At 66.8% G+C, this 25,538-nt stretch carries 29 protein-coding genes, 2 tRNA genes and 1 pseudogene; 17 read left to right on the top strand and 15 right to left on the bottom strand.

The window, feature by feature from the left end:
• Positions 1 to 9: 9 nt before the first annotated feature.
• The 5 genes from OC373_RS03550 (at position 10) to OC373_RS03530 (ending at position 4,284) form a co-directional block, all read left to right on the top strand.
• Positions 10 to 1,005 (top strand): phenylalanine--tRNA ligase subunit alpha, encoded by a 996-nt coding sequence (locus OC373_RS03550; RefSeq protein ID WP_019182705.1) that lies wholly within the window; start codon positions 10 to 12, stop codon positions 1,003 to 1,005.
• Positions 1,006 to 1,095: 90 nt separating this feature from the next.
• Positions 1,096 to 3,477, top strand: a complete 2,382-nt coding sequence (gene pheT / locus OC373_RS03545) for a phenylalanine--tRNA ligase subunit beta (protein ID WP_261997095.1) — start codon at positions 1,096 to 1,098, stop codon at positions 3,475 to 3,477.
• Between the two features lie 26 nt (positions 3,478 to 3,503).
• Positions 3,504 to 3,803, top strand: coding sequence for an integration host factor subunit alpha (locus OC373_RS03540; protein WP_005410432.1), 300 nt, complete (start codon positions 3,504 to 3,506; stop codon positions 3,801 to 3,803).
• Positions 3,784 to 4,140 (top strand): MerR family transcriptional regulator, encoded by a 357-nt coding sequence (locus OC373_RS03535; RefSeq protein WP_019182707.1) that lies wholly within the window; start codon positions 3,784 to 3,786, stop codon positions 4,138 to 4,140. The genes OC373_RS03540 and OC373_RS03535 overlap by 20 nt, the downstream gene beginning before the upstream one ends.
• A 67-nt stretch (positions 4,141 to 4,207) precedes the next feature.
• A tRNA-Pro gene (locus OC373_RS03530) sits at positions 4,208 to 4,284 on the top strand.
• 86 nt (positions 4,285 to 4,370) lie between these two features.
• On the opposite strand, the gene OC373_RS03525 is transcribed toward OC373_RS03530, so the two are convergent.
• Entirely contained in the window at positions 4,371 to 5,039 is a 669-nt protein-coding gene (locus tag OC373_RS03525) for a winged helix-turn-helix domain-containing protein (protein ID WP_070425578.1), read from the bottom strand.
• Positions 5,040 to 5,099: 60 nt separating this feature from the next.
• Here OC373_RS03525 and OC373_RS03520 point away from each other — a divergent pair, with 60 nt between their 5' ends.
• Positions 5,100 to 6,119 (top strand): alpha/beta fold hydrolase, encoded by a 1,020-nt coding sequence (locus OC373_RS03520; protein WP_083279780.1) that lies wholly within the window; start codon positions 5,100 to 5,102, stop codon positions 6,117 to 6,119.
• A 34-nt stretch (positions 6,120 to 6,153) separates the two neighbouring features.
• Here the strand turns inward: OC373_RS03520 and OC373_RS03515 are convergent, their stop codons facing one another.
• Positions 6,154 to 6,615 carry an Lrp/AsnC family transcriptional regulator gene (locus OC373_RS03515; protein WP_070425576.1) on the bottom strand — a complete coding sequence of 154 codons (462 nt, stop codon included), beginning with the start codon at positions 6,613 to 6,615 and terminating at the stop codon, positions 6,154 to 6,156.
• Positions 6,616 to 6,735: 120 nt separating this feature from the next.
• On the opposite strand from OC373_RS03515, the gene OC373_RS03510 reads away from it, so the two are divergent.
• From OC373_RS03510 to OC373_RS03495, 5 genes and pseudogenes are all read left to right on the top strand, one after another.
• Positions 6,736 to 7,353 carry a LysE family translocator gene (locus OC373_RS03510; protein ID WP_019182770.1) on the top strand — a complete coding sequence of 206 codons (618 nt, stop codon included), beginning with the start codon at positions 6,736 to 6,738 and terminating at the stop codon, positions 7,351 to 7,353.
• A 32-nt stretch (positions 7,354 to 7,385) separates the two neighbouring features.
• Positions 7,386 to 7,694 (top strand): annotated as a pseudogene (locus tag OC373_RS18920) (3-methyl-2-oxobutanoate hydroxymethyltransferase); the annotation flags it as partial.
• 55 nt (positions 7,695 to 7,749) lie between these two features.
• Positions 7,750 to 8,232 (top strand): 3-methyl-2-oxobutanoate hydroxymethyltransferase, encoded by a 483-nt coding sequence (locus tag OC373_RS03505; protein ID WP_261997094.1) that lies wholly within the window; start codon positions 7,750 to 7,752, stop codon positions 8,230 to 8,232.
• A 302-nt stretch (positions 8,233 to 8,534) separates the two neighbouring features.
• A complete protein-coding gene (locus OC373_RS03500; RefSeq protein WP_019182773.1) occupies positions 8,535 to 8,990 on the top strand; it encodes a GNAT family N-acetyltransferase in 456 nt (151 codons plus the stop codon).
• A 96-nt stretch (positions 8,991 to 9,086) separates the two neighbouring features.
• Positions 9,087 to 9,260: a DUF1328 family protein gene (locus tag OC373_RS03495; RefSeq protein ID WP_070425574.1), complete on the top strand. Its 174-nt coding sequence runs from the start codon at positions 9,087 to 9,089 to the stop codon at positions 9,258 to 9,260.
• A 94-nt stretch (positions 9,261 to 9,354) separates the two neighbouring features.
• Here the strand turns inward: OC373_RS03495 and OC373_RS03490 are convergent, their stop codons facing one another.
• The 4 genes from OC373_RS03490 to OC373_RS03475 all read right to left on the bottom strand — a co-directional run bounded on the left by OC373_RS03490 (position 9,355) and on the right by OC373_RS03475 (position 11,719).
• Positions 9,355 to 10,125 (bottom strand): transporter, encoded by a 771-nt coding sequence (locus OC373_RS03490; RefSeq protein ID WP_070425573.1) that lies wholly within the window; start codon positions 10,123 to 10,125, stop codon positions 9,355 to 9,357.
• Positions 10,126 to 10,260: 135 nt separating this feature from the next.
• Entirely contained in the window at positions 10,261 to 10,677 is a 417-nt protein-coding gene (locus OC373_RS03485) for a hypothetical protein (RefSeq protein ID WP_261997093.1), read from the bottom strand.
• A gap of 38 nt (positions 10,678 to 10,715) precedes the next feature.
• Entirely contained in the window at positions 10,716 to 10,928 is a 213-nt protein-coding gene (locus OC373_RS03480) for a hypothetical protein (protein ID WP_046273230.1), read from the bottom strand.
• 2 nt (positions 10,929 to 10,930) lie between these two features.
• Entirely contained in the window at positions 10,931 to 11,719 is a 789-nt protein-coding gene (locus OC373_RS03475) for a MipA/OmpV family protein (protein WP_261997092.1), read from the bottom strand.
• A gap of 115 nt (positions 11,720 to 11,834) precedes the next feature.
• On the opposite strand from OC373_RS03475, the gene OC373_RS03470 reads away from it, so the two are divergent.
• From OC373_RS03470 to OC373_RS03460, 3 genes are all read left to right on the top strand, one after another.
• Entirely contained in the window at positions 11,835 to 12,509 is a 675-nt protein-coding gene (locus OC373_RS03470; protein WP_019182779.1) for a response regulator transcription factor, read from the top strand.
• Complete coding sequence (locus tag OC373_RS03465; protein ID WP_052727520.1) at positions 12,506 to 13,870, top strand: HAMP domain-containing sensor histidine kinase; 1,365 nt, start codon at positions 12,506 to 12,508, stop codon at positions 13,868 to 13,870. The genes OC373_RS03470 and OC373_RS03465 overlap by 4 nt, the downstream gene beginning before the upstream one ends.
• A gap of 69 nt (positions 13,871 to 13,939) precedes the next feature.
• Positions 13,940 to 14,188: a hypothetical protein gene (locus OC373_RS03460; protein ID WP_070470887.1), complete on the top strand. Its 249-nt coding sequence runs from the start codon at positions 13,940 to 13,942 to the stop codon at positions 14,186 to 14,188.
• A gap of 12 nt (positions 14,189 to 14,200) precedes the next feature.
• Here OC373_RS03460 and OC373_RS03455 read toward each other — a convergent pair whose 3' ends face one another.
• On the bottom strand, positions 14,201 to 14,467 hold the full coding sequence (locus OC373_RS03455; RefSeq protein ID WP_172838030.1) for a peptidase: 267 nt from the start codon (positions 14,465 to 14,467) through the stop codon (positions 14,201 to 14,203).
• A gap of 282 nt (positions 14,468 to 14,749) precedes the next feature.
• Here OC373_RS03455 and OC373_RS03450 point away from each other — a divergent pair, with 282 nt between their 5' ends.
• The 3 genes from OC373_RS03450 to OC373_RS03440 all read left to right on the top strand — a co-directional run bounded on the left by OC373_RS03450 (position 14,750) and on the right by OC373_RS03440 (position 16,837).
• Positions 14,750 to 15,790 carry a linear amide C-N hydrolase gene (locus OC373_RS03450; RefSeq protein WP_315985451.1) on the top strand — a complete coding sequence of 347 codons (1,041 nt, stop codon included), beginning with the start codon at positions 14,750 to 14,752 and terminating at the stop codon, positions 15,788 to 15,790.
• Positions 15,791 to 15,908: 118 nt separating this feature from the next.
• Positions 15,909 to 16,112 carry a hypothetical protein gene (locus OC373_RS03445; RefSeq protein ID WP_019182784.1) on the top strand — a complete coding sequence of 68 codons (204 nt, stop codon included), beginning with the start codon at positions 15,909 to 15,911 and terminating at the stop codon, positions 16,110 to 16,112.
• A 167-nt stretch (positions 16,113 to 16,279) separates the two neighbouring features.
• Positions 16,280 to 16,837 (top strand): DUF3011 domain-containing protein, encoded by a 558-nt coding sequence (locus tag OC373_RS03440; RefSeq protein WP_261997090.1) that lies wholly within the window; start codon positions 16,280 to 16,282, stop codon positions 16,835 to 16,837.
• A 116-nt stretch (positions 16,838 to 16,953) separates the two neighbouring features.
• On the opposite strand, the gene dxs is transcribed toward OC373_RS03440, so the two are convergent.
• The 8 genes from dxs to OC373_RS03400 all read right to left on the bottom strand — a co-directional run bounded on the left by dxs (position 16,954) and on the right by OC373_RS03400 (position 25,510).
• On the bottom strand, positions 16,954 to 18,864 hold the full coding sequence (gene dxs / locus OC373_RS03435; RefSeq protein WP_261997089.1) for a 1-deoxy-D-xylulose-5-phosphate synthase: 1,911 nt from the start codon (positions 18,862 to 18,864) through the stop codon (positions 16,954 to 16,956).
• Positions 18,865 to 18,980: 116 nt separating this feature from the next.
• Positions 18,981 to 19,640, bottom strand: a complete 660-nt coding sequence (locus OC373_RS03430; RefSeq protein WP_019182787.1) for an HNH endonuclease — start codon at positions 19,638 to 19,640, stop codon at positions 18,981 to 18,983.
• Positions 19,641 to 19,900: 260 nt separating this feature from the next.
• Positions 19,901 to 21,694, bottom strand: coding sequence for an acyl-CoA dehydrogenase C-terminal domain-containing protein (locus OC373_RS03425; RefSeq protein WP_261997088.1), 1,794 nt, complete (start codon positions 21,692 to 21,694; stop codon positions 19,901 to 19,903).
• Between the two features lie 47 nt (positions 21,695 to 21,741).
• Complete coding sequence (locus OC373_RS03420) at positions 21,742 to 22,227, bottom strand: LEA type 2 family protein (protein ID WP_026069713.1); 486 nt, start codon at positions 22,225 to 22,227, stop codon at positions 21,742 to 21,744.
• Between the two features lie 174 nt (positions 22,228 to 22,401).
• Positions 22,402 to 22,941, bottom strand: coding sequence for a lipocalin family protein (locus OC373_RS03415; protein ID WP_261997087.1), 540 nt, complete (start codon positions 22,939 to 22,941; stop codon positions 22,402 to 22,404).
• A gap of 125 nt (positions 22,942 to 23,066) precedes the next feature.
• Positions 23,067 to 23,783 carry a hypothetical protein gene (locus OC373_RS03410; protein ID WP_261997086.1) on the bottom strand — a complete coding sequence of 239 codons (717 nt, stop codon included), beginning with the start codon at positions 23,781 to 23,783 and terminating at the stop codon, positions 23,067 to 23,069.
• A 266-nt stretch (positions 23,784 to 24,049) separates the two neighbouring features.
• Positions 24,050 to 24,125 (bottom strand) — tRNA-Phe (locus OC373_RS03405).
• A 203-nt stretch (positions 24,126 to 24,328) separates the two neighbouring features.
• The gene (locus tag OC373_RS03400) at positions 24,329 to 25,510 is read right to left on the bottom strand and encodes a YbfB/YjiJ family MFS transporter (RefSeq protein WP_261997085.1); all 1,182 of its coding nucleotides are present in this window, start codon (positions 25,508 to 25,510) and stop codon (positions 24,329 to 24,331) included.
• Between the last annotated feature and the right edge of the window lie 28 nt (positions 25,511 to 25,538).

Raw genomic sequence — 25,538 nt, 5'->3', positions numbered from 1 at the left:
CGGCTATCCATGAGTGACATCCAATCCCTGACCACGCAGGCACTGGCCGACGTGGCCGCTGCCCAGAGCCCCGACGCGCTGGAAGCCCTGCGCGTGGCCCTGCTGGGCAAGAACGGCAGCATCACCGCCCAGCTCAAGCAGCTTGGTGGCCTGCCGGCCGATGAGCGCAAAGCCGCCGGCGAAGCCATCAACCGTGCCCGTGACGCGCTGACCAGCGCGCTGGGTGATCGCAAGACCGTGCTGGAAGACGCTGCGCTGGACGCGCGCCTGGCCGCCGAAGCGATCGACATCACCCTGCCGGGCCGTCGCGAAGAGCGCGGTGGCCTGCACCCGGTGACCCGTACCCTGGAGCGCATCACCGAGATCTTCGGCCGCCTGGGTTACGAGCTCTCCGAAGGCCCGGAAATCGAAGATGACTGGCACAACTTCGAAGCGCTGAACTTCCCGCCGCACCACCCGGCGCGCGCGATGCACGACACTTTCTATTTCGGCGATGGCCGCCTGCTGCGCACGCATACCTCCGGTGTGCAGGTGCGCTACATGGGCGAGCACGCTCCGCCGCTGCGCATGATCGCGGCCGGCAAGGTGTACCGCAGCGACAGCGACCAGACCCATTCGCCGATGTTCCACCAGGTCGAAGGCCTGCTGGTCGACGAGCACTCCACGTTCGCCGATCTGAAGGGCACGCTGTCCGAGTTCGTGCGCGCGTTCTTCGAGCGCGATTTCGAGATGCGTTTCCGTCCCAGCTACTTCCCCTTCGTCGAACCCGGCGCGGAAGTGGACATCGCCTGGCAGCAGCCTGACGGCAGCACCCGCTGGCTGGAAGTGCTTGGCTGCGGCATGGTCCACCCGAACGTGCTGCGCAGCGTCGGCATCGATCCGGAGCGCTACACCGGCTTCGCCTTCGGCCTGGGCGTGGAGCGCTTTGCGATGCTGCGTTACGGCGTCAACGACCTGCGCGCGTTCTTCGAAAACGACGTGCGGTTCCTGAAGCAGTTCGCGTAACAGCGGAACCGCCGGGCAGCCCCCGGCGCTACGTCGCACCACCATTCATCACGGCCCAGGCGCCTGCGCCGGGCCCACCAGGGTGACACCATGAAATTCTCTGAAAACTGGCTGCGCAGCCACGTCCCGACCACCGTCTCGCGCGATGAACTCAGCGCGGTGCTGACCGCGATCGGTCTGGAAGTGGAAGAGGTCGATGCGCTGGGCGATGGCCTGCAGCATGTGGTCGTGGCGAAGATCATTTCCGCCGAACGCCATCCCGAAGCCGACCGCCTGCAGATCTGCCAGGTCGATGCGGGGCAGGGCGAGCACCTGCAGATCGTGTGCGGTGCGCCGAACGCGCGCCCGGGCCTGGTCGCACCGCTGGCAATGGTGGGCGCCCAGGTCGGCGATCTGAAGATCAAGCCGGCCAAGCTGCGCGGCGTGGAATCCAACGGCATGCTGTGCTCGGCCAAGGAGCTGGGCCTGGACACCGATGCGTCCGGCCTGTTCGAACTGCCCGACGATGCCCCCGTTGGCCAGACCCTGGTCGAGTACCTCGGCCTGCCCGACGCCAGCATCGAGATCAAGCTGACCCCGAACCGCGCCGACTGCTTCAGCATCCGCGGCATCGCCTTCGACGTGGCCGCTGCGTGCGCCAGTGAAGTGGTGCCGTTCGACGCTGCGCCGGTGGCCGCCGTGGGCACGCGTGAACTGTCCATCCAGCTGGACGCTGGCGCCGAAGCGCCGCGTTACGTTGGTCGCGTGATCGAGGGCGTCAACGCCCGTGCCGCGACCCCGCTGTGGATGGCCGAGCGCCTGCGCCGCAGTGGCGTGCGCCCGGTGTCGCTGCTGGTGGACGTCACCCAGTACGTCATGCTGGAACTCGGCCAGCCGATGCATGCCTTCGATCTGGGCACCCTGCAGGGCAGCATCGGCGTGCGTCGTTCGCGTGCCGGTGAGACCCTGAAGCTGCTCGATGGTCGCGACGCCGCGCTGGACGACAGCTTCCTGCTGGTCACCGATGCCGACCGCCCGATCGCGCTGGCCGGCCTGATGGGCGGCTTCGATACGCGCGTCACCGACGACACCACCAACGTGTTCCTGGAGGCCGCGCACTTCGCGCCCGCCGCAATCATGGGCCGTGGCCGCAAGCTGGGCCTGCACACCGATGCCGGCCACCGCTTCGAGCGTGGCGTCGACCCGGTGCTGCCGCGCGCGGCGATCGAGTACGCCACGCGCCTGATCCTGGACCTGGCTGGCGGCACGCCGGCGCCGGTCACCGAGGCCGTGCGCGACGCCGATCTGCCGGCGACCGCCACCATCGGCCTGCGCCGCGCCCGTATCGCGCGCGTGCTGGGCATCCAGATCGCCGATGCCGATGTGGAGCGCATCCTGCGTGCGCTGGGCATGGACGTGGCCGCGACCGCCGATGGATGGCAGGTCACCGCGCCGAGCCGCCGTTTCGATATCGCCATCGAAGAAGACCTGATCGAAGAGCTGGCCCGTATCCACGGCTATGAGCAGATCCCGACCACGTTGCCGGGCGGTGCCTCGCGCATCGCCATGCCGACCGAGACCCGCCTGGACGACCTGAGCGTGCGCCGCCAGCTGGTGGCCCGTGACCTGCAGGAAACCATCAATTACGCCTTCGTCGATGCCGCGCTGCTCGCACAGTGGCAGCTGAGCGAGGGGCTGGTCGCGCTGGCCAACCCGCTGTCGGCCGAACTGGCGGTGATGCGCCCGTCGCTGCTGCCGGGCCTGGTCGCCACCCTGGGCCGCAACGCCGCCCGCCAGCTGGGCCGCGTGCGCCTGTTCGAACTGGGGCGCGTGTTTCACCAGCAGGCTGGCGAGGGCCAGCCCGCGCCGCTGGAAACCCAGCGCGTGGCTGCCGCGATCTGTGGCGATACCGACACCCAGCAATGGGGCCTGCCGACCCGCAAGGTCGACTTCCATGACCTCAAGGGCGACCTGGAATCGCTGGCCGCTGCCAGCGGCGCCGAGCTCGAGTTCAGGCCCTCGCAGCGTCCGTACGGCCACCCGGCACGCTCGGCCGAGGTCTACCGTGACGGCGTGAGCCTGGGCTGGATCGGCCAGATCCACCCGCGCCTGGCCAAGGCCATGGATATCGACGTGGACGTGGTCGCCTTCGAGCTGGACCTGGCCCCGCTGGCCGCCCGCGCCCTGCCGCGCGCCACCGAGCTGTCGCGCTTCCCGTCGATGCGCCGCGATCTGGCCTTCCTGGTGCCCGAGGCCGCCGCCTGGGCCGACCTGGAAGCCACCCTGCGCCGGGCTGCCGGCCCGCTGCTGCGCGAGGTCACGCTGTTCGACCGGTACGTCGGCCAGGGGGTCGAGCCGGGCTTCAAGAGTCTCGCTATGGGCTTGATTTTGCAGGACAAGTCGCGCACTCTGACGGACCGCGACGTGGATGCGGTGGTGGCCGAGGCGGTCTCTGCCATGGAGCGTGAACATCACGCCCGGATCCGCGGTTGAGCGGGAAGCATGGGGGATAGCAGGCAATGGCATTGACCAAGGCGGAGATGGCCGAGAAGCTGTTCGACGAAGTCGGTCTGAACAAGCGCGAAGCCAAGGAATTTGTCGACGCGTTCTTCGATGTGCTGCGTGAAGCATTGGAACAGGGACGTCAGGTGAAGCTGTCCGGCTTCGGGAATTTCGACCTGCGGCGCAAGAACCAGCGCCCGGGTCGCAACCCGAAGACCGGTGAGGAAATTCCGATTTCCGCCCGTACGGTGGTCACCTTCCGTCCGGGCCAGAAGCTCAAGGAAAGGGTAGAGGCATATGCTGGATCCGGGCAGTAACCGAGAACTTCCGCCGATACCGGCCAAGCGCTACTTCACCATCGGTGAGGTCAGCGAACTGTGCGACGTCAAGCCGCACGTGCTGCGCTACTGGGAAACCGAGTTCCCCAGCCTGGAGCCGGCCAAGCGCCGGGGCAATCGCCGCTACTACCAGCGCCACGACGTGCTGATGGTCCGCCAGATCCGCGGCCTGCTCTACGAGCAGGGCTACACCATCGGCGGTGCGCGCCTGCGCCTGGAAGGTGCCGATGCGCGCGAGGAATCGGCGCTGAGCAACCAGATCATCAAGCAGACGCGGATGGAACTGGAAGAAGTGCTGCAATTGCTGCGCCGCTGAACCATTTTTCACCCAAACCCGTTATACTCGTCGGCCCGCTGAGAGGCGGGGACATTGCCAGCATCATCGGGGCGTAGCGCAGCCTGGTAGCGCATCTGCCTGGGGGGCAGAGGGTCGTCGGTTCAAATCCGGCCGTCCCGACCAATGTTGGTGATTCGATCAAAGGCTTGTGCAGCGATGCGCAGGCCTTTTTTCTTTTTGGCTGCTCGGTACCTGCGGCGTTTCACGCGTTACCTGAGCCAGCGGGCCAACTCACGCTCGCCGTGAGCGGTGAGATTCAACACGCGCGATCCTGGTCGCTGCCTCACAAGGTCCTGCGCCAGCATCACCTGCAGCAGGGCCATGCCGAGTTGGCCTGCCATGTGACAACGGCGTTCGCTCCAGTCCATGCAGCCGCGTAACGTTGGCCTTCGTTGCCCGGCGGGAAGGACAACCCCCATCGCCTGAAGGCCCTCGCGGCCCGATGCGGTCAGCTGCCACGTGTCGCCGTTGATGACGAACCAGCCCCGCTGAAGCCAGTGCTCGGTCAGCTGTACGGCGATCTCACCGGCCATGTGGTCGTAGCAGACACGCGCGCGCCGAAGCCCGGTGTCCGCAGGCCCCACCCGATGGCGGGGCTGGGTCGCAGCCGACACGACGAGCATCGCTTCCAGCGCATGCGCCACCTCGGCGCTGGCCAATCGGTGATACCGATGTCGCCCCTGTTTCTCGATGACAAGCAAGTCGCCTTCGACCAGTTTCGCGAGATGACTGCTGGCCGTCTGTGGTGCGATCGTCGCTTCCCGTGCCAGTTCGCCAGCGGTTCTGCTGCGGCCATCCATCAGGGCCGAGAGCATCCGCGCACGTGCCGGATCACCGATCAGGCTCGCAATCCGGGCGATAGGGGGCAGGGTGGTCATGGTTCGATACTCGCCGAAGCGTTGAGGGCGGGGCGCGCAGGATACTGCGCGCATCTTCACATGACTGATCCCATGAAGCGCAGAGCGATGCTGAAACTTCCTGGACTCGCCTTGGGTGCGAGTGTGTTTCCCGTTGGCGGGCGAGGTCCATCCCGGTTGCCTCCTACCCAGTCATACACGTTGCCATGGCAGCATGCTGGCGAATCGCTCAAGCTTGCCCTCCATCGCCAGCCCGCGGACGGTGATGTGGTCCTGTACGTGCACGGCGCCACGTTTCCCAGTGCGTTGGCGGTGGGGTGGAGGATGCAGGGTGTGTCCTGGATGGATGATCTGCAGCAGGCCGGATTTGATGCCTGGGCACTGGATTTCGCCGGCTACGGCGACGCGCAGCGGCCAAGGGCATTTTCCGCGGAGACGAACGCTGGCTCACCCTTCGGTCGATACGACGCGGCTGCCGAACAGATCGGTGTGGCGCTGCAGTACATCCGCAGGGTCAGGCCAGAGGCCCGCATCCATCTGATCGCACACTCCTGGGGCACCTTGCCCGCGCAGCGCGCGGTGATCCAGTACCCCGACAGGGTGTCGCGGCTGGTGCTGTTCGGCCCGCTCGTGCCCCGCGATGGCACTCCGATGGGGAGTCCCACCGAGACCTGGGCATTGATTGACGAAGCAGCGCAGCGGCCCCGCCAACGTACCGGCATGCCTGAGGATCTGCCCACGCCGGTCGATGAGGCCGAACTGGATCGATGGTGTGCGGCTTACCTGGCCAGCGACGCAACGGCATCACAACGAACACCCCCGTCGGTACGCATTCCGAATGGCCCATCAGCCGATGTCACCGCGTCATGGGGCGGACAGTCCCTGATTGACAGTGCGCTGATCCAGATTCCCGTGCTGATCGTGCGCGGCGAATGGGATCACGTCACCACCGATGAGGACGCGCGACGTCTCTTCGATGCACTGCGCGGTGCCAGCGACAAACGCGACGTCAAGATTTCCGGGGGCAACCATTGGCTGCACCTGCAGCCGCGCCGTGTCGCGTTGTGGACCGAGGTCAGAAGCTTCCTCGGCGAGCGCTGAGCCACCGCGCGGGGGACGCTTCAGTGCGGCTACCTCAATGCCCGTGCAACGGCAATGGCCGGTCGATCACCACGTCCTTCATCACCAGGGTCGAGGTCAGCCGCTGCACGCCGGGCAAGGCGGAAAGGTGTTCGTCGTAAAGCTGCCGGAACGCGGCCAGGTCGCGGGTGATGACGTGCAGCAGGTAGTCCGGATCGCCGAACAGGCGCTGCGCCTGCAGCACCTGGGGCACCTCGGCGACGGCCTGCTCGAAAGCGTCCACGGCGTGGCGGTCGCCGTCGCGCAGGGTGATGAACACCAGCGCCGAGAACTTCAGGCCCAGCGCGGCGGGATCGAGCTCGGCGCGGTAGCCCCGGATCGCGCCGGACTGTTCCAGCGCCCGCACGCGACGGTGGCAGGGCGAGACGCTCAGGCCGATGCGCTCGGCCAGTTCGGTCACGGTGAGGCGGCCGTCTTTCTGCAGCTCGGCAAGAATCCGCTGGTCGGTGATGTCCATGCGCGAGAGTTTCCTCCTGAGTGGCCGTGCCGGGCAAGTATTTGGAAGCACATTCCAAAGGAGCGGGAATATTCTTCTGTCTGGCACACGGATCGCGGCAAGACCGCCCTTTGGACCCCCATGCAACCCAGCGTCATTGCCGCCTTCTGGGCGGTCTCGATCCTCTTCGTGCTCACCCCCGGCGCGGATTGGGCGCACGCGATCGCTGCCGGCCTGCGCGGGCGCGCGGTAGTGCCGGCGGTGGCCGGGTTGTTGTCCGGTCACCTGCTGGCGATCGGGCTGGTCGCTGCGGGCGTCGGCGCGCTGTTCGCCCAGGCACCGGTCGCGCTGCACGTACTGACCGTCCTGGGCGCGCTGTATCTGCTGTGGCTGGGCATCGGGCTGCTGCGCCATCCGCCGGTCGCCGCCGCCGAAGCGGGGCAGGCCGTGGCGGGCTGGCGCCACTGGGCGGTCAAGGGCGCCTGCGTGAGCGGGCTCAATCCCAAGGTGCTGTTGCTGTTCCTGGCGCTGCTGCCCCAGTTCATTTCCGCCAGCGCGGCATGGGCGATGCCTGTGCAGATCCTCGCGCTGGGCATGGTGCATCTGGTCAGCTGCGCGGCGGTCTATCTGGCCGTGGGGTATGGCGCCGGTGCCGTGCTGCGTACCCGCCCGCGTGCATCACGCGTGGTCGGCCGCATCTCGGGCGCCGCGATGATCCTGATCGCGGTGCTCTTGCTGAGCGGAACCGGCACACTCTGACCCCACGTTGTTCCCCCACCAGGATCCTTCGCATGACCGAACAGCTCCATCCCTACGCGACCCCGGGCAGTGCCCCGGTCCCGGCCCCGCGCATGCGTATCCCGCATCTGCAGCAGATGAAGGAGCGCGGCGAGAAGTGGGCGATGCTCACCGCCTACGACATGTATACCGCGGCGATCTTCGAAGACGCCGGCATTCCGGTGCTGCTGATCGGCGATTCGGCGTCCAACAACGTGTTCGGCAACGACTCGCTGCTGCCGGTCACGGTCGATGAGCTGATGCCGCTGGTGCGCGCGGTGAGCCGCTGCACGCGACGGCCGCTGGTGATCGCCGATCTGCCGTTCGGTTCCTACCAGGCCTCGCCGGAGCAGTGCTTCCATACCGCCGTGCGTTTCCATGAAGGAAGGCGGGGCGCATGCGGTCAAGCTGGAGGGCGGCATCGAGATGGTGCCCCAGGTGCGCAAACTGGTCAGCTGTGGCATTCCGGTGATGGCGCACATTGGCTTCACGCCGCAGTCGGAGCATCAGCTGGGTGGCTTCCGCGTGCAGGGGCGGGGCGACGATGGCGCCCGCCTGATCGAGGAGGCGCGTGCGCTGGAGGCGGCAGGTGCGTTCGCCGTGCTGATGGAGATGGTGCCCGGCGCGGTTGCCGCCCAGATCACCGCGGCGCTGAAGATCCCCACCGTCGGCATCGGGGCGGGCAGCGAGTGCGATGCACAGGTGCTGGTCTGGCAGGACATGGCCGGGCTGCGCACCGGCAAGCTGCCGCGCTTCGTGAAGCAGTACGCAGACATGCACGGGCTGCTGCAGAAGGCGGCGCGTGAGTTCGCGGCAGAGGTGGGGGCAGGCACGTTCCCCGGCCCGGAACACACGTTCTGATCGACAGGCGTATCGCCTGAGGCGCGTGCCCACGGCGCCCAATGCCGCCGGCCAGCATCCGGCGCTGGATCATCTGGAGATGATCGTGGCGCGCAGGGCGATGCGCAGGGGCCAAGCATGCGCACGCGGGTGTTCGGGGCTGGCGATTGGGCCGGGGCAGCAGTACCGCCGAGCGCTCGCCCCTGCCCGATGTGCCGGATGAGGATTCCTCGCCTGCCCCGCGCATGCGACGAAGGATGGGCGGGTAGGGGCCATCGGGGTAGAGTGACTGCTCAACCCCATGGACGAGGAAAGAGAAAAAGATGGCGGTGCGCACCTTGGTAGCGGCGGATCTGGAACAGGCCAGCCGCATCTGCATGGCGGCCTTCATGGGATCGGTGGCCGATTCACTGACCCCAGTTGGTATCGAGACGTTTTCCCGCATCGCTTCGGTGGAAGGATTCCGTACGCGGATGTCGCACGACAACCTCATGCTGGTGTTCGAACAGCAGGACCGTATCGTCGGTGTGGCCGAGCTCAAGGAGGGCCGCCACGTGGCGATGTTGTTCGTGGACCCTGCCGCTCAGCAGCAGGGCATCGGCAAGGCGCTGATGGCCGCCATGATCGATCACGCACGCGTGGACGTGCTGAGTGTCAGCGCTTCGCTGTCGTCGGTGCCGGCGTATGAGCGCTATGGCTTTGCGTGCGCAGGCGAGGCGGCCGAATCCTCCGGCCTGCGGTATCAGCCGATGAACATGCAGCTCATGGCCCGCCCCTGACTTCACACCGTTCAGCCGACGCGTTCACGAAGGTGAGACAGCCCAGTGGCTACCGTGGAGTCCTGTCATTCAACCCGATTCGGGGAAAGGATCATCATGATCAAGTGGGCCATCATTTTTGCTGTCATCGGCCTGATCGCCGGCGCCCTCGGTTTTGCGGGCATCGGTGGCGCCGCCATCGGCATTGCCAAGTTCCTCTTCTGGGCGGGCATCATCATCGCCGTCGTGCTGTTCGTACTGGGCATGACCGTCGCCAAGAAGGTCACCTGACCCGGCGCGCGCCTGCGCCAACGGTCAGGAACGAAGGCCTGCGCGGTTTCGCGCAGGCCTTTTCATTGGTGGCTCTCGTTCCAGCACACGCAGCTCACTGGAAATACACCGATACCCCCAGCCCGGCCTGCGTGTCCGGGCTGTCCTCATCCAGGCCCACGTCGAACGAGGCATCCAGCTGGACTGTCGGGGTCACCATCCAGGTGATGCCAGCCCCCGCTATTCCGGTCGAAGGCTCACCGTCGGTATCGGTGAAGCCGGCCTCCAGATAGGTGCTGATGGTATCGGTGGCGGCAAAGCTCAGGCTGGGTGCCCAGGTCACGCTGTCCTCGCTGCCACCGCGGGTGACATTGGCGTACAGCGCGCCGGTCCAGTGATCGTTGAACGCGTACTCGTAGCTCGCACCCAGCGCGTACTGCGTGGCGCCTTCGCTGAAGTCGCGCGAGCCGGTGGCGAAGGTGGTGCTGGCCAACAGCGCCACGGCGTGCGTGTCCGAGGGCAGGGGCAGGGCGAACTTCAGGCCGACGCCCACATCACCGGCACCGCTGCTGCGCTCGGCGGGGGCATTGCGCGGTGCCACGCGCAGCTGGTTCCAGGGCGAGGTGAAGGCCTGCAGTTCCACATGGCTGGCCAATCCGATACGAAGGTTGATGTCGGCACTGTACTGCGTGCTCAGCACGCCCGCGTCGTCGCGGTCGCGGCTGAAACCGGGCAGCCCCGCCTCGAGCGCCACGCCACCGCGTGGCAGGGTCGAAGCGGCAAAGCCGATGCCGGGGCGATCGAAGGCCAGGTCCGGCGGCGCGTCCTGCTGCGCGTGCACCGCACCGGAGAACAGCAGGGAAACCAGCAGGGCCGAACACCGCATGCGCACGCTCCAGGCCGGCCGATACCGGCATCAGGCGCAGTCAGCCTGCCCCTTGGCCGGAATGTAGCACGGTGATTTCGGCGGTCATGTGCAGGTGTCGGCGACACCCGCCCGCAGGGCGGTGTGCGATGTCGCTCAGCGCGCCGGCCGGGTCATGGCGATGAGGGCATCACGCACGCGCTCGGTCGCCGCGTCCGGCGTGGCGTCACAGCCGAGCACGCAGGCGCGGAGCAGGAAGCCATCGGCGGCATGCCGTGCGGCGGTCAGCTGCGCATCACCACGGTCCAGCGGATGTTCGCGCAGGACCGCATCGAGCCACGCACGCCGTGCGGTGATCCAGTCGCTGTCGACGTGGTGCGGCCGGCACTGCGCACTGATGGTGCGCCCGATATCGAACAGCTCGGCGATGTAGGCACGCGAGAACCGGCCATGGGCCTGGCTGTCACGGTCCATGCGCTGCTGGATCGCGCGGTGGAGATTGGCCACGATCGCATGCGCGGCCAGGTCGTCATTGGCTGCTCGCAGCAGCAGGGTATCGGTTGCGTTGTGCATTCGCGCCTCCAGGACACCGGTGGGGGAAAAACGTGGGTTCAGCCGCGTGGCAGCGCCGGACCGCCCTGCCGCAGCAGGGTGTCCAGCAGCGCGACGACGCGTTCGCCCTGGCCTTGGCAGGCCAGTTCGAACGTGGTCTGCCCGTCGAGCGCGGGCAGGGGGGAATGCAGAATCCATTCAAGAACGGCGGCGCGGTCCGGTTCGATCTGCAAGGCCAGATCCGCGACACGACGTACGATTCCCTGACGCATGATCAGAATCCGTAACTGAGGGAGAGGGCGGCGGTGTCCATGTGATCGCCACGGGTCATCGGGCTGTCGCGCACGGCATCGGCCAGCGACGTGCGACGGATCGATGCGGTCGCGGTCCAGCGCCGTCCCAGCGGCATCACCGCGGCAATGTCCATGTACGGCGACACGCCACTGCCGGCCGAGTAATGGGCCAGGCCACTACGGGCCGCTTCGCGTTGGCTGACGCCGAAGTAGTAGTCGTTGAGATCGGCGCTGGTGTAGGTCACCCCCACCGCAGGCATGAAGGTCACGCGGCCGGCGGGAACCGGGTAGGCGTATCGGGCATCGGCCGAGAAGCCGCCCCCGTGCCCGGTCACTTCGGCCTGCGCGTTGGCCTGCAGCACGCCCCAGTCGGCCTGGTGGCGCCAGGACACGCCCAGCATCCCGGACAGGCTGCGGTTGTCCAGCTGGCGCAGCTGCGGGTCATGACTGTCGCGGCGTTTGAAGCGCATCACGTACGGCGAGGCGGTGAGTGCCAGTTCGGACTGCGCGGTCTGGTGCAGGCGATAGCCCACGCTGCCACCGCGGAAGAAGAACGAGCGGCCTTCCCAGCTGACGATCGGGGCGGCCAGACGATCGGTGTCATAGCCGGCGTACGGGGCCTTGAGGGCGACAACAGCGATGCCGACGCTTCCTTTCCTGCCCGCTTCGGGGGCATCGGCGGCCTGGGCGCCGGTGGCGGTCAACGCAGTGCCCAGGGCCAGGCCAAGCAGAGCGGAAGAAGGACGCGAAAAACGGAAACGGACGTGCATGGACCTGCCGAAGGGGAACAACCGGAGCCTCATGGTGGGCGCCCTACATTGTCGGAACGTTACGTCGGCCTGCGCGGTACCATCGCCTCCTTCGTACCCCGCAGGCACCGCTCCCATGCGCCTTCTTCTCCTGGAAGATGATCCGGAAATGGCCAGCGCGATCCAGGTCAGCCTGGCGCGCCATGGCATGGTGGTCGACGTGGTCGGCTCGATGGCCCAGGCCGATGAAGCGCTCAAGGCCGGCGTACACCAGATCCTCCTGCTGGACCGCCAGCTCCCCGATGGCGATGGCGCCAGTTTCGTCCAGGTCGCCCGTGAGCGGGTGCCGAACCTGCCGGTGATCATGCTGACCGCGCGCGCTTCGGTGGCCGACCGGGTCACCGGGCTGGATGTCGGTGCCGATGATTACCTGACCAAGCCCTTCGCCGTGGAAGAACTGCTCGCACGGATCCGCGCGATCTCCCGGCGCCCCTCGCAGATCACCCTGCCGGTGTTGTCACTGGGCCGGCTGCAGTTCGATTTCGTGGCGCGCGAGGCACGCGTTTGCGATGTGCTGCTGGCATTGCCGCGGCGGCAGCTGCTGGTGCTCGAAGCGCTGGCGCTGCGCCAGGGGCGCACGGTGGGCCGCGCTTCGTTGCTGGAGGCCGTGTACGGCTTTGACGATGCGATCCAGTCCAACGCGCTGGATGCGCATGTCTCCAAGCTGCGCAAGGCGCTGCTGGAAGCCGATGCCGGCGTGGAGATCCATGTCATGCGCGGCATCGGATACCTGCTCAAGGACACGCCGTGAGACTGCTCAAACCCGATTCCCTGGCCTTCAACCTGGTCTGGAAGGTGTGCCTGATCCAGGCGGCGACCATCGCGCTGGCGTTGAGTGCGATGGTGTTGACCTACGGCGACCGTCGCTCGGCCTACATCGACTGGAAGACCAGTGACCAGATCGCATCGGCGATCTCCGTTGGCGCTCAGGGGCTGGAGGCGGATCCACCCAAGGTCGCCCTGGCCGTGCCGCGCCCGCCGGCCACGTTCTGGTTCGCCGCCGCCGACGAACGCGGCCGGCGGCTGGTGCATGGCGAGGTGCCCGTGCAGTACCGCCCGTTGGTCGCGCGGCTGGATCACATCGAGCAGACCGATATCCGCACCCGCATCAATGCCGATGCGCTTGCCGTGCGCGTGGTCGTCGTGGATCGGCCCGAAGGGCGATTGCACGTGGCGGTGGGCGGCATTCCCGAACGCAGCATCGTGCGGCAGCTGCTGTTGATCTTCCGCTATCTGGGGGGCTGGATCGCATTGCCGGTGCTGGTGATCACGCTGGTGGTGGCGCCGTGGGTGATCCACCGCGCGCTGCGCGGGGTCAACCGCGTGGCAGCGCAGGCGGCCGCGATCCAGGTCAACGAGCGTGGCAGTGGCCTGGATACGCGTGCGGTACCGCTGGAGATCTACCCGCTGGTGGATGCGTTCAACGCGGCGGTGCGCCGCATCGGTGAAAGCTACGACGCCCAGGACCGCTTCCTCGCCGGCGCTGCGCATGAGCTGCGCATGCCGATCGCGATCCTGGCCACGCGGCTGGCCGATCTGCCGCCCGGCGAGGCACGCTCGCGCCTGCAGCTGGACCTGAGCCGCCTGAGCAACATCGCCGAGCAGCTGCTGGATCTGCAGCGGCTGGACCGCCACGGCAGCCAGTCGCAGCGCATCGACCTCTCCGCACTGACCCGTGAGGTAGCCGCCGACGTGGCGCCGCTGGTCGTGGATGCCGGTTACGGCTTCTCGGTGGACGCCCCCGACCAGCCGATCTGGGTCCGCGGCGATCCACATGCACTGCACCGTGTCATCGCCAGCCTCCTGCAGAACGCCATCGCGCACGGCGGTGGCCGCGGCATGATCGCGGTGGCGCTGCACGATGACGGCAGCCTGTCGGTCAGCGATGAAGGCCCTGGTGTGCCCGAGGCCGAGCGGCTGTCCGTGTTCGAGCCGTTCCATCGGTTGCGGCCCAGCGGCAGCGGCAGTGGGCTGGGCCTGCATCTCGCGCGTGAGATCGTGCTGCGGCATGCCGGCACCATCGCCGTGGACAGCGCCCCCGGTGGTGGCGCGCGGTTCCTGGTGGTGCTGCCGGTGGATCCGCGGCCGGTGCTGGCAGCGACCCCGGCATGACCAATGGCAGGTGATCGGGCAGAGGCATCGTGGGACAACGGACAGGCCCCCCTTTCAGGTGCCGGTTCGATGCGCGTACATTCGCTGTTCGGTGTGATGGTGACGTCCGGCCTGGCCCTGTCTGGCCTGTCCGGGTGCGCCACCTATGACGATGTCGCCTCGCGCCCGCAGTGCGAGGATTCGCCGCAGGTGAAGGACCTGCCGGCGCAGGTCGCCCGCCGGGAAAGCCGCTGCAATGAGTTGAACATCCGGTTCAATGATGGTCGCGGCGGCGACAGCAAGCCGCTCGATTTCGGCGGCAAGAACAAGGACGGCTGATCCCGTGTGGGATCAGCGTTTCGCCGGCCCGGCCGGCGGCTCAGCGCAGTAGGCGGTGATGACCTCGGCGGTATTCTCCAGCCCCTTGGCCTTCGCCAGCTCCCAAGGACGTTCGCACTGCTGTGTGCGTTCGCACCAGCGGTAGCCTGCCGAGCCGATGCACCCGTGCGCATCGCGGTCTGCGCCCGGTACGCCCGCAGTGGGTGAGGGTGGCGGTGCAGGATGGGCGCAGGCGGTGAGGGCGGCGAGCAGGGCAAGCAGGGCGGCTCGAATGGACATGGACCCTCCATGGGCGCTTGAGGTCGCAGGCAGTCTCGCGCCGGGTCCGTCGATGCCACGTGCAGGATGCCGGGTTCACTCCTCCATCACTTGGCGTGGGCTGATATGACGAGGAACGGTTCCGCCGATGCTGCGTTGTAGTGCATGACCAGCGCCGTGGAAGCGATGATGCGTTGAAGCAGGATGCTTGCGACGAGTCTGCGTGGATATCGCCTGTATCAGGTTCGACGCCAGCTTGTCAGCGCCACGGCCAGGAGGCACCCCATGAAACTGCTGTTTTCGATGCGTCACATTGCGCTTGCTGCGGCACTCACCTGTGTCTGCGCCCAGGCCGATGCCTGCACGCGCGTGGTGTACCTGGGCGACAACCAGGACGTGATCACCGCCCGCTCGATGGATTGGAAAAGCGATGTCGCCACCAATCTATGGGTGTTGCCCAAAGGCATCAGCCGCGATGGCCAGGCCGGGCCGCGCTCGATCCGCTGGACGTCGCGCTACGGCAGCGTCGTCGCCACCGGCTACGACATCTCCACCACCGACGGCCTCAACGAAGCGGGACTGTCAGCCAATCTGCTGTGGTTGGCCGAATCGGAGTACCCACAGCAGCGTGGCAGCAAACCCGGGTTGGCGATTTCGTTGTGGGCGCAGTACGCGCTCGACAATTTCGCCACCGTTGCCGAGGCCGTCGCCGCGCTGGAACGCGAGCCGTTTTCCATCGTGACCGACAAGGTGCCGGGCGAATCGCGACTGGCCACGCTGCACCTGTCCTTGTCCGACGCCAGCGGCGACAGCGCCATCGTCGAATACATCAACGGCAGGCAGGTGATCCATCACGATCGCGCTTACCAGGTGATGACCAACTCGCCCGTGTTCGACCAGCAGTTGGCGCTGAACGCGTATTGGCAGGAAATTGGTGGCACCGTGATGCTGCCCGGCACCAACCGCTCGGCCGATCGGTTCGCACGCGCGAAGTTCTACATCAACGCCATTCCCAAAAGCGAAGATCCGGTGGTGGCGCTGGCGAGCGTGTTCAGTGTGATCCGCAATGTGTCGGTGCCCTATGGAATCACCACGCCGGGGGAGCCGAACATTTCTTCCACCCGCTGGCGAACCGTCGCCGATCACAAGCGCAAGCTGTATTTCTTCGAATCGGCGATGACCCCCAATACCTTCTGGGTGGATCTCAACAAGGCCGATTTCTCGCGCGGTGCGCCGGTGCTGAAACTCGACCTGGGGCCGGACCAGCGCAATGTGTTCGCCGGCGACGCGCTGCCCCGATTCCAGCCGGCCGAACCTTTCCGGTTCCTTGGTACCGATAGTTGAGCAAAATCAGACTAATCCGATACCCGTAGGCTGCGGCCTGCTCTATCGTTCCTGCTGAGGGACGGATCCCTCCCGTCGTGAGCTTCTCGCCCAGGCATGCCGCAAAGGAACGATCCGCATGGTGATCAAACTGCAACATATCGAACGCCGCTGGCACGTCGTGCATCCGGCCAAATCCGCGCCGATCGCATTCCGCAACGGTGCTACCGCCTTTGACTTCGCCGATGCCCTGGCGCGCGAGCATTTTGCCGAAACCGGCAACAGCAGCGCCGTCCGGGTGCAGGTGCTGGAAACCTACGTGGACGCCGTGCGCTACGGCTGAGCGGCGGTGAAGCAGCCACCAGAACGGATGTGACCGGCTTCGGTCGGCCCAGTCAGCCTCGCGTCGGGTACCTAAATAGGGCATGAAATCAGCGACTTCTGGCCTATGTCGCCCGGCCGGACGATCACCGATCCTGTGCGCCTCCCCACACAGCATCGAGGTCCCCCATGTCCAACAACCGCCCTTCCCAGGCAGCCAGACGATTGCGCTGGGCCGTGGTGCCGGCCCTGATGGCGCTGGCCGGTGCCGCCCAGGCGCAGAACTACGACCGCTACTACGACGATGGATACAGCGGCGGCCCGGTGCGTTGCGAGTCGATCAAGAACCGCACGCAGCAATGCGCTTTGCCGGGCCGTGCCCGTCTGGTGCGGCAGATCTCCGGCTCGCCCTGCGTGGAAGGGCAGACCTGGGGCCAGGCCCGCAACGGCGTATGGGTGACGCAGGGTTGCCGGGCCGAGTTCATCGCCGAAGGTGGCCGCGGCGGCCGCTGGAATGGCGGCGGTGGCTGGGGGCACAACGGCGGCGGCAACAGTGGCCGGGGCCAGATCCTGACCTGCGATTCCAAAGACCATCGCCGTCAGCGCTGCGTGGCCAATGTGCGCCGCGAGGCGCGGCTGATCCGCCAGACCTCGCGCAACGCCTGCATCGAAGGCCGCACCTGGGGCTGGGACCGTACCGGGGTCTGGGTGGACGGCGGCTGCCGGGCACAGTTCCAGATTTACTGAGGGCCGCTGCACAGCGCCAGGGTGCGTGATGCAGGCTGAAACGAACGAGGCCGCGTCGATCAGACGCGGCCTCGGTGTTTCTGCGGCGAGCCCACCCGACGGTGGCCGACAGTGCGTCAGCCCGCTGCGCTGAGCGCCTGGCCGCTGTTGACCAGCATCGGCCAGCGCTTGAGCACGGCCTGGCGGATCCCGCCGGCATCGATGCCGGCTTCGGCCAGCAGGTCTTCGCGGCTGGCATGGTGCTGGAAGCTGTCCGGCAGGCCCAGGTGCAGGAACGGCTTGAGCACGTTCTCGGCGTTGAGCAGCTCGGCCACGCCGGAGCCGGCACCGCCGGCGACCACGTTGTCTTCGATGGTGACGAAGCCTTCGTGGCGCTGCGCAAGGTCCAGCAGCAGGGCACGGTCCAGCGGTTTGATGAAGCGCATGTTGACCACGGTCAGGCCCAGCTCGCGGCCCACCTGTTCGGCGGCGGTCACGGTGCTGCCGAAGGCGAGCAGGGCGATGCGGCTGCCCGGCAGGCGCAACTCGGCCTTGCCGATTTCCAGCGTGGAAAGGTCGGTGCCGGCCGCAACGCCGGTGCCGCTGCCGCGCGGGTAGCGCACCGCTGCCGGGCCGACATGACGCAGGCCGGTGGTCAGCATCTGGCGGCACTCGGCCTCATCGGAGGGGGCCATGACCACCATGTGCGGAACGCAGCGCAGGAAGCTCAGGTCCAGGTTGCCGGCATGGGTCGCGCCATCCGGGCCGACCACACCGGCGCGGTCGATCGCGAACAGCACATCCAGCTCCTGCACGGCCACGTCGTGGACCAGCTGGTCGTAGGCGCGCTGCAGGAAGGTCGAGTAGATCGCCACCACCGGCTTGGCGCCCTGGGTGGCCATGCCCGCCGCCAGGGTCACGGCGTGCTGTTCGGCGATGGCCACATCGAAGTAGCGGTCCGGGTATTCCTTGCTGAAACGCACCAGGCCAGAGCCCTCGCGCATCGCCGGGGTGATGCCCATCAGCTTCGGTTCGGCTGCGGCGGCATCGCACAGCCAGTCGCTGAAGACGTCGGTATAGGTGGGCTTCTTGGCCCCGCCCTTGGCGACCAGGCCCTTGTCCGGATCGAACGGGCCAACCGCGTGGTAACCGATCTGGTCACCTTCGGCGCGCTCGTAACCCTTGCCCTTGGTGGTCATCACGTGCAGCAGCTTCAGGCCTTTCAGGCTCTTGAGCGTTTTCAGCGTGGCGACCAGCGCCGGCACGTCGTGGCCGTCGATCGGCCCGGTGTAATGGAAGCCCATTTCCTCGAAGAACGTGGACGGCACGAACATGCCCTTCCAGTGTTCTTCCCAGCGCTTGACGAAGCGCGCGGTCGGGTTGTGCTTCTTGTCGCCGAGGATCTTCTTGCCGCCTTCGCGCAGCGCGTTGAGCGTGCGGCTGCCGGTGGCCCGGCCGAGCATCTTGGTCAGCCCGCCGACGGCCTCGGAGATCGACATGTTGTTGTCGTTGAGGATCACCAGCAGGTTCGGTTCCTGCTCCATGCCGCCGGCGTGGTTGAGGGCCTCGTAAGCCATGCCGGCGGTCATCGCGCCATCGCCGATCACGGCCACGACCTTGCGGTCATCGCCTTCGGCCTGGCGTGCGATCGCCATGCCCAGCGCCGCGGAGATCGAGGTCGAGGAATGGCCGACGCCGAAGGTGTCGTACTCGCTTTCCTCGCGCTTGGGGAACGGCGCGACGCCGTCCTTCTGCTTGACCGTGTGGATCTCGTCGCGGCGGCCGGTCAGGATCTTGTGCGGGTAGGTCTGGTGGCCCACGTCCCAGACCAGCTGATCCACGGGCGTCTGATAGAGGTAGTGCAGGGCGACGGTCAGTTCGATCACGCCCAGGCCGGCGCCGAAATGGCCGCCGCTCTTGCCTACCGACTCAATCAGGTAGGCACGCAGTTCATCCGCGATCGCGGGCAGTTCGGATTCATCGAACCTGCGCAGGTCATCCGGTGACTGGATGCGCGCAAGGCGGGGATAGCGGGCGGAGTCGATCATGTTTATCGCGCTTCTTCTGAGCGCCTATTTTCCCCCCCAAATGGGGGTGGGGCAAGCAAACCGCCTTTTCAGTGAGTAAACGGTGACGGCAGCTGCGACAGAACGTCGCAGCGCACTCAGGCGCAGAGCTTGGACCGCTTGGGCAGCTGCGCCTTCAGGAACGCCATCTGGTCGGCCAGGATGTTGCGGTTGGACAGGATCATGTGTTCGATCCAGCTGGGCCGGTAAGGCACGGCCAGCAGCGGCATGCCGGCCTGCTGCGGGGTCCGGTTGCTCTTGCGCGAGTTGCAGTGGAAGCACGCACTGACCACGTTCTCCCACACGTCCAGGCCGCCCTTGGAGATCGGCATGACGTGGTCGCGGGTCAGTTGCGGGCGGTTGAACTGTTGCCCGCAGTACAGGCACAGATGCGCATCGCGCGCGAACAGGGCCGGATTGGAGAGATTCGGGGTGGGGTCGATCGCACGGGAACGGGCATGCCCGCGGGCGGCGATGATCGGGTGCAGGTCCAGGCCGCTCTGCAGGCCGGTGGTGCGGCAGATGCCGCCACGGATGTGCAGGCAGGGGTCACCGAGGGTCCAGGCGACCGCACCGCGTGCGTAGAGGCAGGACGCGTCCTGCCAATTGATCCAGTCGAGCACGCGCCCGTGGGCGTCCAGGGCCAATAACCGTACCGAGCCGGGCCGATGCAGCGTAACGATCGGCGATACCTCGGCGACCGGGGCGGACGAGGCTCCGGTATCGATCAGACCCAAGCGTGTAGTGTCTGTCTCCATCGGGAAAACAGCTTATACCCGAATCGTTACCAAATGGGTATAGGCGGCAAGCGCCTACCCATTTGGTAACGATTCGGCCCCGGGCATTCCACCTTATCCCCGCGCCGTTGGCGCGCCCCCTTGAACATCAAGGGGGCTTTTCTCCAGAACGTGTATCGGGGTGCCGACCAACGGTCGGCACCTACCGACGATCAGGTATCGGTGCTCCGACTGGCGGTCGGCACCTACCGACGATCCGGCGTCGGTGGTCCGGCGACCGATCAACCTTCGCCGAAATGCGCGTCGGTCATCGCCATCAGCGGTTCGGCGCCGGCCTGGATCGCGGCGGCGTGGCTGAGCGTGCGCGGCAGCACGCGGGCGAAGTAGAAGCGGGCGGTCTCGCGCTTGGCCTGCTTGAACGCAGCGCTCTGCGCGGAGGCATCGGCGGCGGCGACGCTGCGTGCCCACCAGTAGGCCAGCACCACATAGCCCGAATAGAACAGGTAATCGAAGCTGGCCGCGCCCAGTTCGTCCGGGTTGGTGGCCGCGCGCTGCAGCGTCGCCAGGGTCAGCTTGCCCCATTCGTCCGCCTTGGCGCGCAGCGGGGCGATGAACTCGGCCAGCGCCGGGTTGCCTTCATTGGCCTTGGCGAAGGCCTCGATCTCGGCCAGCATCAGTTTCAGGCCGGCGCCCTGGCTGGAGGCGGTCTTGCGACCGATCAGGTCCAGCGCCTGGATGCCGGTGGTGCCTTCATACAGCGTGGTGATGCGGGCATCGCGCGCCAGCTGTTCCATGCCGTGCTCGCGGATATAGCCGTGGCCACCGAAGCACTGCAGCGCGTTGTAGGTGTTCTCGATGCCCCATTCGGTCTGGCAGGCCTTGGAGATCGGGGTGAGGAAGCTCACCAGGGTGTCGGCGCGTTCGCGTTCGCCGGCATCCTGCGCATGGTGGGCGACGTCGATCAGGGTGGCCGCGTGCAGGGCCAGCAGGCGGCTGCCTTCCACCAGCGATTTGATGGTCAGCAGCATGCGCCGCACATCCGGGTGGACCAGGATCGGGTCGGCCGGCTTTTCCGGGTTTTTCGGGCCGCTCAGCGAACGCGACTGCAGGCGCTCGCGGGCGTACTTCAGGGCGTTCTGGTAGGCGCGTTCGGACAGGCCGATGCCCTGCAGGCCAACGCCCAGGCGTGCGGTGTTCATCATGGTGAACATCGCCTGCAGGCCCTTGTGCGGCTGGCCCACCAGATACCCTTCGGCGCCGTCGAAATTCATCACGCAGGTGACCGAACCCTTGATGCCCATCTTGTGCTCGATCGAGCCGCAGCGCAGCGCATTGCGCTCGCCCATCTTGCCCTCGCGGTCCACCTTGAACTTCGGGGTGACGAACAGCGAGATGCCCTTGGCGCCGGCCGGTGCATCCGGCAGCTTGGCCAGCACCAGGTGCACGATGTTGTCGGTCAGGTCGTGCTCGCCGGCGGTGATGAAGATCTTGGTGCCGGTGATGGCGTAGCTGCCGTCCGCGTTGGGTTCGGCCTTGGTCTTGAGCAGGCCCAGGTCGGTGCCGCAATGCGGTTCGGTCAGGCACATGGTGCCGGTCCAGCGGCCTTCGATCAGCGGCTTGAGGAAGGCCTCCTGCTGCCACGCTTCACCGTGCTGCTTGAGCGCCTCGATGGCGCCGTGGGAGAGCAGCGGGAAGTTGCCCCACGCCAGGTTGGCGGCATTGATCATTTCGTTGAGCGGCACGCCCAGCGTGTGCGGCAGACCCTGGCCACCCAGCTCCGGCGCAGCGGTCAGGCCGGTCCAGCCGCCCTCGACAAACTGCGTGTACGCCTGCTTGAAGCCAGGCGGGGTGGTGACCTCGCCGGTGCTCTGGTCCAGTGCACAGCCGATCTCATCGCCCACGCTGTTCAACGGCGCCAGCACGCTGGCACTGAAACGGCCGGCTTCTTCCAGTACGGCATCCACCACATCGGCGGTGGCATCGACCAGGCCGAGGCGCGCGAACAGCGGCTCGACCTTGAGCACGTCATGCAGGGCGAAACGGATATCGGAAAGCGGGGCGGTGTAGCTGCTCATCGGGGACGGTCTCGATCAGTGGCGAAGGGTGGCGGACAGCCCGCCGGTCAGCGCAGGACGCCGGGCAGGCCAGGGGCCTGGTTGAGCGTGCTGCGGCTGTCAATCTCGAAGGTGCGTTGCTTCTTTTCCTGCGGGGTCGCGCTTACCGAGCCCTTCAGCGAATAGGCCAGGGTACGGTTGCCGGCCAGCGCGTCGGCCATCACCAGGCGCGCGCCCGAGCTCGGCTTGAGGTCGACGTTGACCACATCGGCCGACACGCCACCAATCGACAGCGCCGGCTGCAGCTGCAGCGCACCGGCGTCCTGATCGCTCACCTTGAGCTGCAGGGACACGTTGTCGAAGGTCATGGGCATGGAGCTGAAGTTCTGCAGGCGCAGCGCGACCGTCCAGCTGCCATCGGCACGCACCGTCAGTTCCTGCACGCTGGCGGCCGGCTCGGAGACGCGTTTGACCGTCTTGTTGCAGGCGGCAAGGGCCAGGCAGGCGACGGCGATCAGGCCGATGGGCAGGGCGGAACGGAAGCGGTGGGACATGGCGCAATCCTCGGGCGGATACTGCATGGGTATGAGCATACTACGGCGTATGGTGTCCGTGCTGCTCCAGGGGAGCAGGGGGGCAAGGGTAGGGCACCGGCATGACCGGGCCACGTGCTTTTAGTCTGGGGAGCACGGCCGGGCGGCGGCGCGGCGCGTGGCCGGCGCGCCAGGTCAGTCCAGCGGCGCCATCACCCGCAACGGGGCCAGGTCATAGCCCATCGCCTCGGCACGCGCCTTGAGCTGCTCGAACAGCGCGGTGTCCATGCTCGGCGAACGTGAGAGGATCCACAGGTATCTGCGGTCCGGCTCGCCGACCACCGCCCACTGGTAGCCCGGATCCAGGGCGATCACCCAGTAGTCGGCCCAGACCAGCGGGACCCAGGAGAGCCAGTCCGGCACGAAGCGCACCTGCAGCCTGCCAGGGTGACCCTCGACGGGCCGTGCCACGCCATCGGCGGCGACGCGATCGCCATCGGCCTGGCGGCATGCGTTGTGCACGCTGATCCGGCCATCGGCGCGCAGGCTGTAGGTGGCGGTGATGTCGCCGACGCACTTCTTCTGGAACGATACCGGCAGGTGCGCGATCTCATGCCACTGGCCGGCGTAGCGGTCCATGTCCAGCGCTTCCACCGAGGTCACCGGCGCGGACGCCCAGGCCGACCCGCTGGCGGCGAGGGCGAGCAGGGCACTGATCAGATAGCGGCTGCGCATTGTCGACACTCCACACACAAGACGCAGCGAGCTTAGGCACAGGCAGGACGGAAATTGTGAATATTCCGTCATGCAGTGGCCGCACCACGTCGCTGGCGTGCGCTTGGCAGCGTGCGGCACCCGCGCTACCGAGTGTCAGCGGAGAGTTCCCGCGTGGCGTTGCCGTTCTCGTCCAGGAAGCGCACCTTGGCGTCTCCCGCGGGCGTGACCACCAGCTCGAGCCGCGGCTTTCCTTGACCATCGCGCAGGGTCAGCATGGCATCGCGCGCATCAGATTTGCCAAGGAACACGCGCTCGGTGATCGCAGGTACGCCATTCCGATGAAGTGCCTCGTCCCGCTTGGAGAAGAACGGACGGTCCAGGCCATCGGCAACATCATTGAAGGTCAGCCCTGCCGAGTGTGTCCCTGCTTCGTCCACGCCCAGCAACTGCATCTGCTGGTCCTGCTGATAGCGATCAAAGGTCAGGCTCATGCCGCTGGAGGGCTTGCCGTTCTTGTCGAGCGAGCCGTTGTAGATCAGCCCGCCGTTTTCCGTGCCTTCATCGTTGAAGAACAGCATGCCTGCCATCGGGCGCGGATGCGGTTGCTCTTTGTTGTGGATGAGCACCCCGGGAAAGAGCGTGCGATTGGAGATCGCCAGTCGCAACGTCCCATCAGGTTCCTTGATGTTGATGCGCTGGGCATCGATGACGTCGAAGCTGGCGCTGCGCTGCGACGTCGCCCCCATCATCAACGCCGCCACGGCCAGGACGCCGAACCCCGCGTAGCCCAGCGTGAGTCTTCGTTGACTGCGTTTCAGCTGCGCGATCTGCGCCTGCAGCACGTCGATGCCGTTCGACATTCACTTCTCCCTGTGTGCGCGGCCATGAGGTGCGAACAAGCGTGGCCGCAGACGATCCTGTCCGCCAGGTGAGCATGCCAGCGCGTGGCGAAGAACGGCAAGGCATGCCATTGCGTCACGCAGGACATCATCCCTGGTCGCTTTGCCCGCTCTGCAATGCGCACGAACCATGTGCAGACGCGCCTTCCTTGAACGATGCGCGATGTGGCCTGGGCGAACGCCAGACAAAAAAAATGACCTGCATTTCTGCAGGTCATCTGAAATTGTGGTGGCCGGGGACGGAATCGAACCGCCGACACGGGGATTTTCAATCCCCTGCTCTACCAACTGAGCTACCCGGCCACTTCATCGCTGCGTTGCCGCTGGCGAGGACGCGAATAATACGGAGGTATGAGGGGTTCGGCAAGCGTTTCGCGAAAAAAATTTCACATTTGTTTCCAAACCCTTGTCCGCCCACATCCAAGTGCTTGATCCACCGGGCTCGAGCACATCACCGAAGCGCATGAACGTCGGTTCAGGCGGATGCGTTGCGCCGGTGCAGTTGATCAGCCCGGGGTGGATCGTGCGTCGTTGGGCATGCACCACAACAGCACGATGCCGATCACCATCATGATCGCCGCCAGCACCAATGCGCCCTGGTAGCTGCCGCTGTCGCGCGCCAGCGTGCCGGCGATCGCGGGGGCGATGATCTGGGCGACGCCGTAACTCAGCGTCAACGTCGCCATCGCCTTGGCAGGATTGTGCGGGTAGTGGCGACCGACCACGGTCAGGGTCAGGCTGACGATGCCGGCGAAGGTCAGGCCGAACAGCACCGCGCTGGCCGCGCCGGCCCACAGCCCGCCATCCAGCAAGGGCAATACGAAGGACGTGGCCTGCAACGCATACGCGAGCATCAATGCACGGATCAGGCCCAGCCGGTTAGACAGCCGGTCCCAGGCAAACGTCGAGGGGATGGCGGTGAGGCCGACCAGCACCCACACCCCACTGCCGTGGCCGGCGAAGGCAGGGGTCTGCACCAGGATGGCGACGATGAAGGTCGCACTGACCACGAAGCCGACCCCCGCGCAGAAGTACGAGGCGATCAGCAGCCAGCGCCAGCGCCGCCCGGGTGGCGGGGGAGCGTTGGCACCCGTCGCGCTGGAGATCGCTGCCGGCGGCGGCATCCATGCCCAGGCCGGGATCAGGAACACCACCGCCAGGGTGCCCAGGGCGATCCACTGCCGGGAGGACACCAGTTGATCGGCCATCGCCGCAGCCGCCAGGCCCGAGACCGCGATCCCCACCCCGAGGCCGGCGAAGTGCAGGCCGAGCTGTGGGCGGCGCTGATGGGCGAGCAGCCAGTTGAGCACCAGCCCGGAGGCGAGCAGCAGGCCGGCGGTGCTGGACAGGCCGGCCACGAAGCGCAGCACGCCCCAGATGGCCATGTCCGTGGTGGTGCCCATCAGGCCGGTGGATACCACTGCCAGGACCAGTCCGATGCGGTAGAAGCGGAATTTCAGCTGCATGTCGCCGACCCGGGCGACCAGCACGGTGCTGGCCAGGTAGCCCAGATAGTTGAACGTTGCCAGCCAGCCGCCGCCGGCGGCCGTGAGCCCGGCGTCGAGCCGCATCACCGGCAGCAGCGGGGTGTAGGCAAAGCGCGCCAGGCCAACCGTGAGTACCAGCGCGCAGATGCCGGCCGTGATGACCTGCCAGGCGTGGCGAGGAGGCGGGATCGTGAGGGACATGGGTAGGGAGGGCAGCGGGGAGGGCCCA

It is taken from the genome of Stenotrophomonas sp. Ste96, assembly GCF_024519495.1.
GTDB classification, from domain to species: domain Bacteria; phylum Pseudomonadota; class Gammaproteobacteria; order Xanthomonadales; family Xanthomonadaceae; genus Stenotrophomonas; species Stenotrophomonas bentonitica_A.
This window is presented reverse-complemented; position numbering and strand designations above follow the sequence as displayed.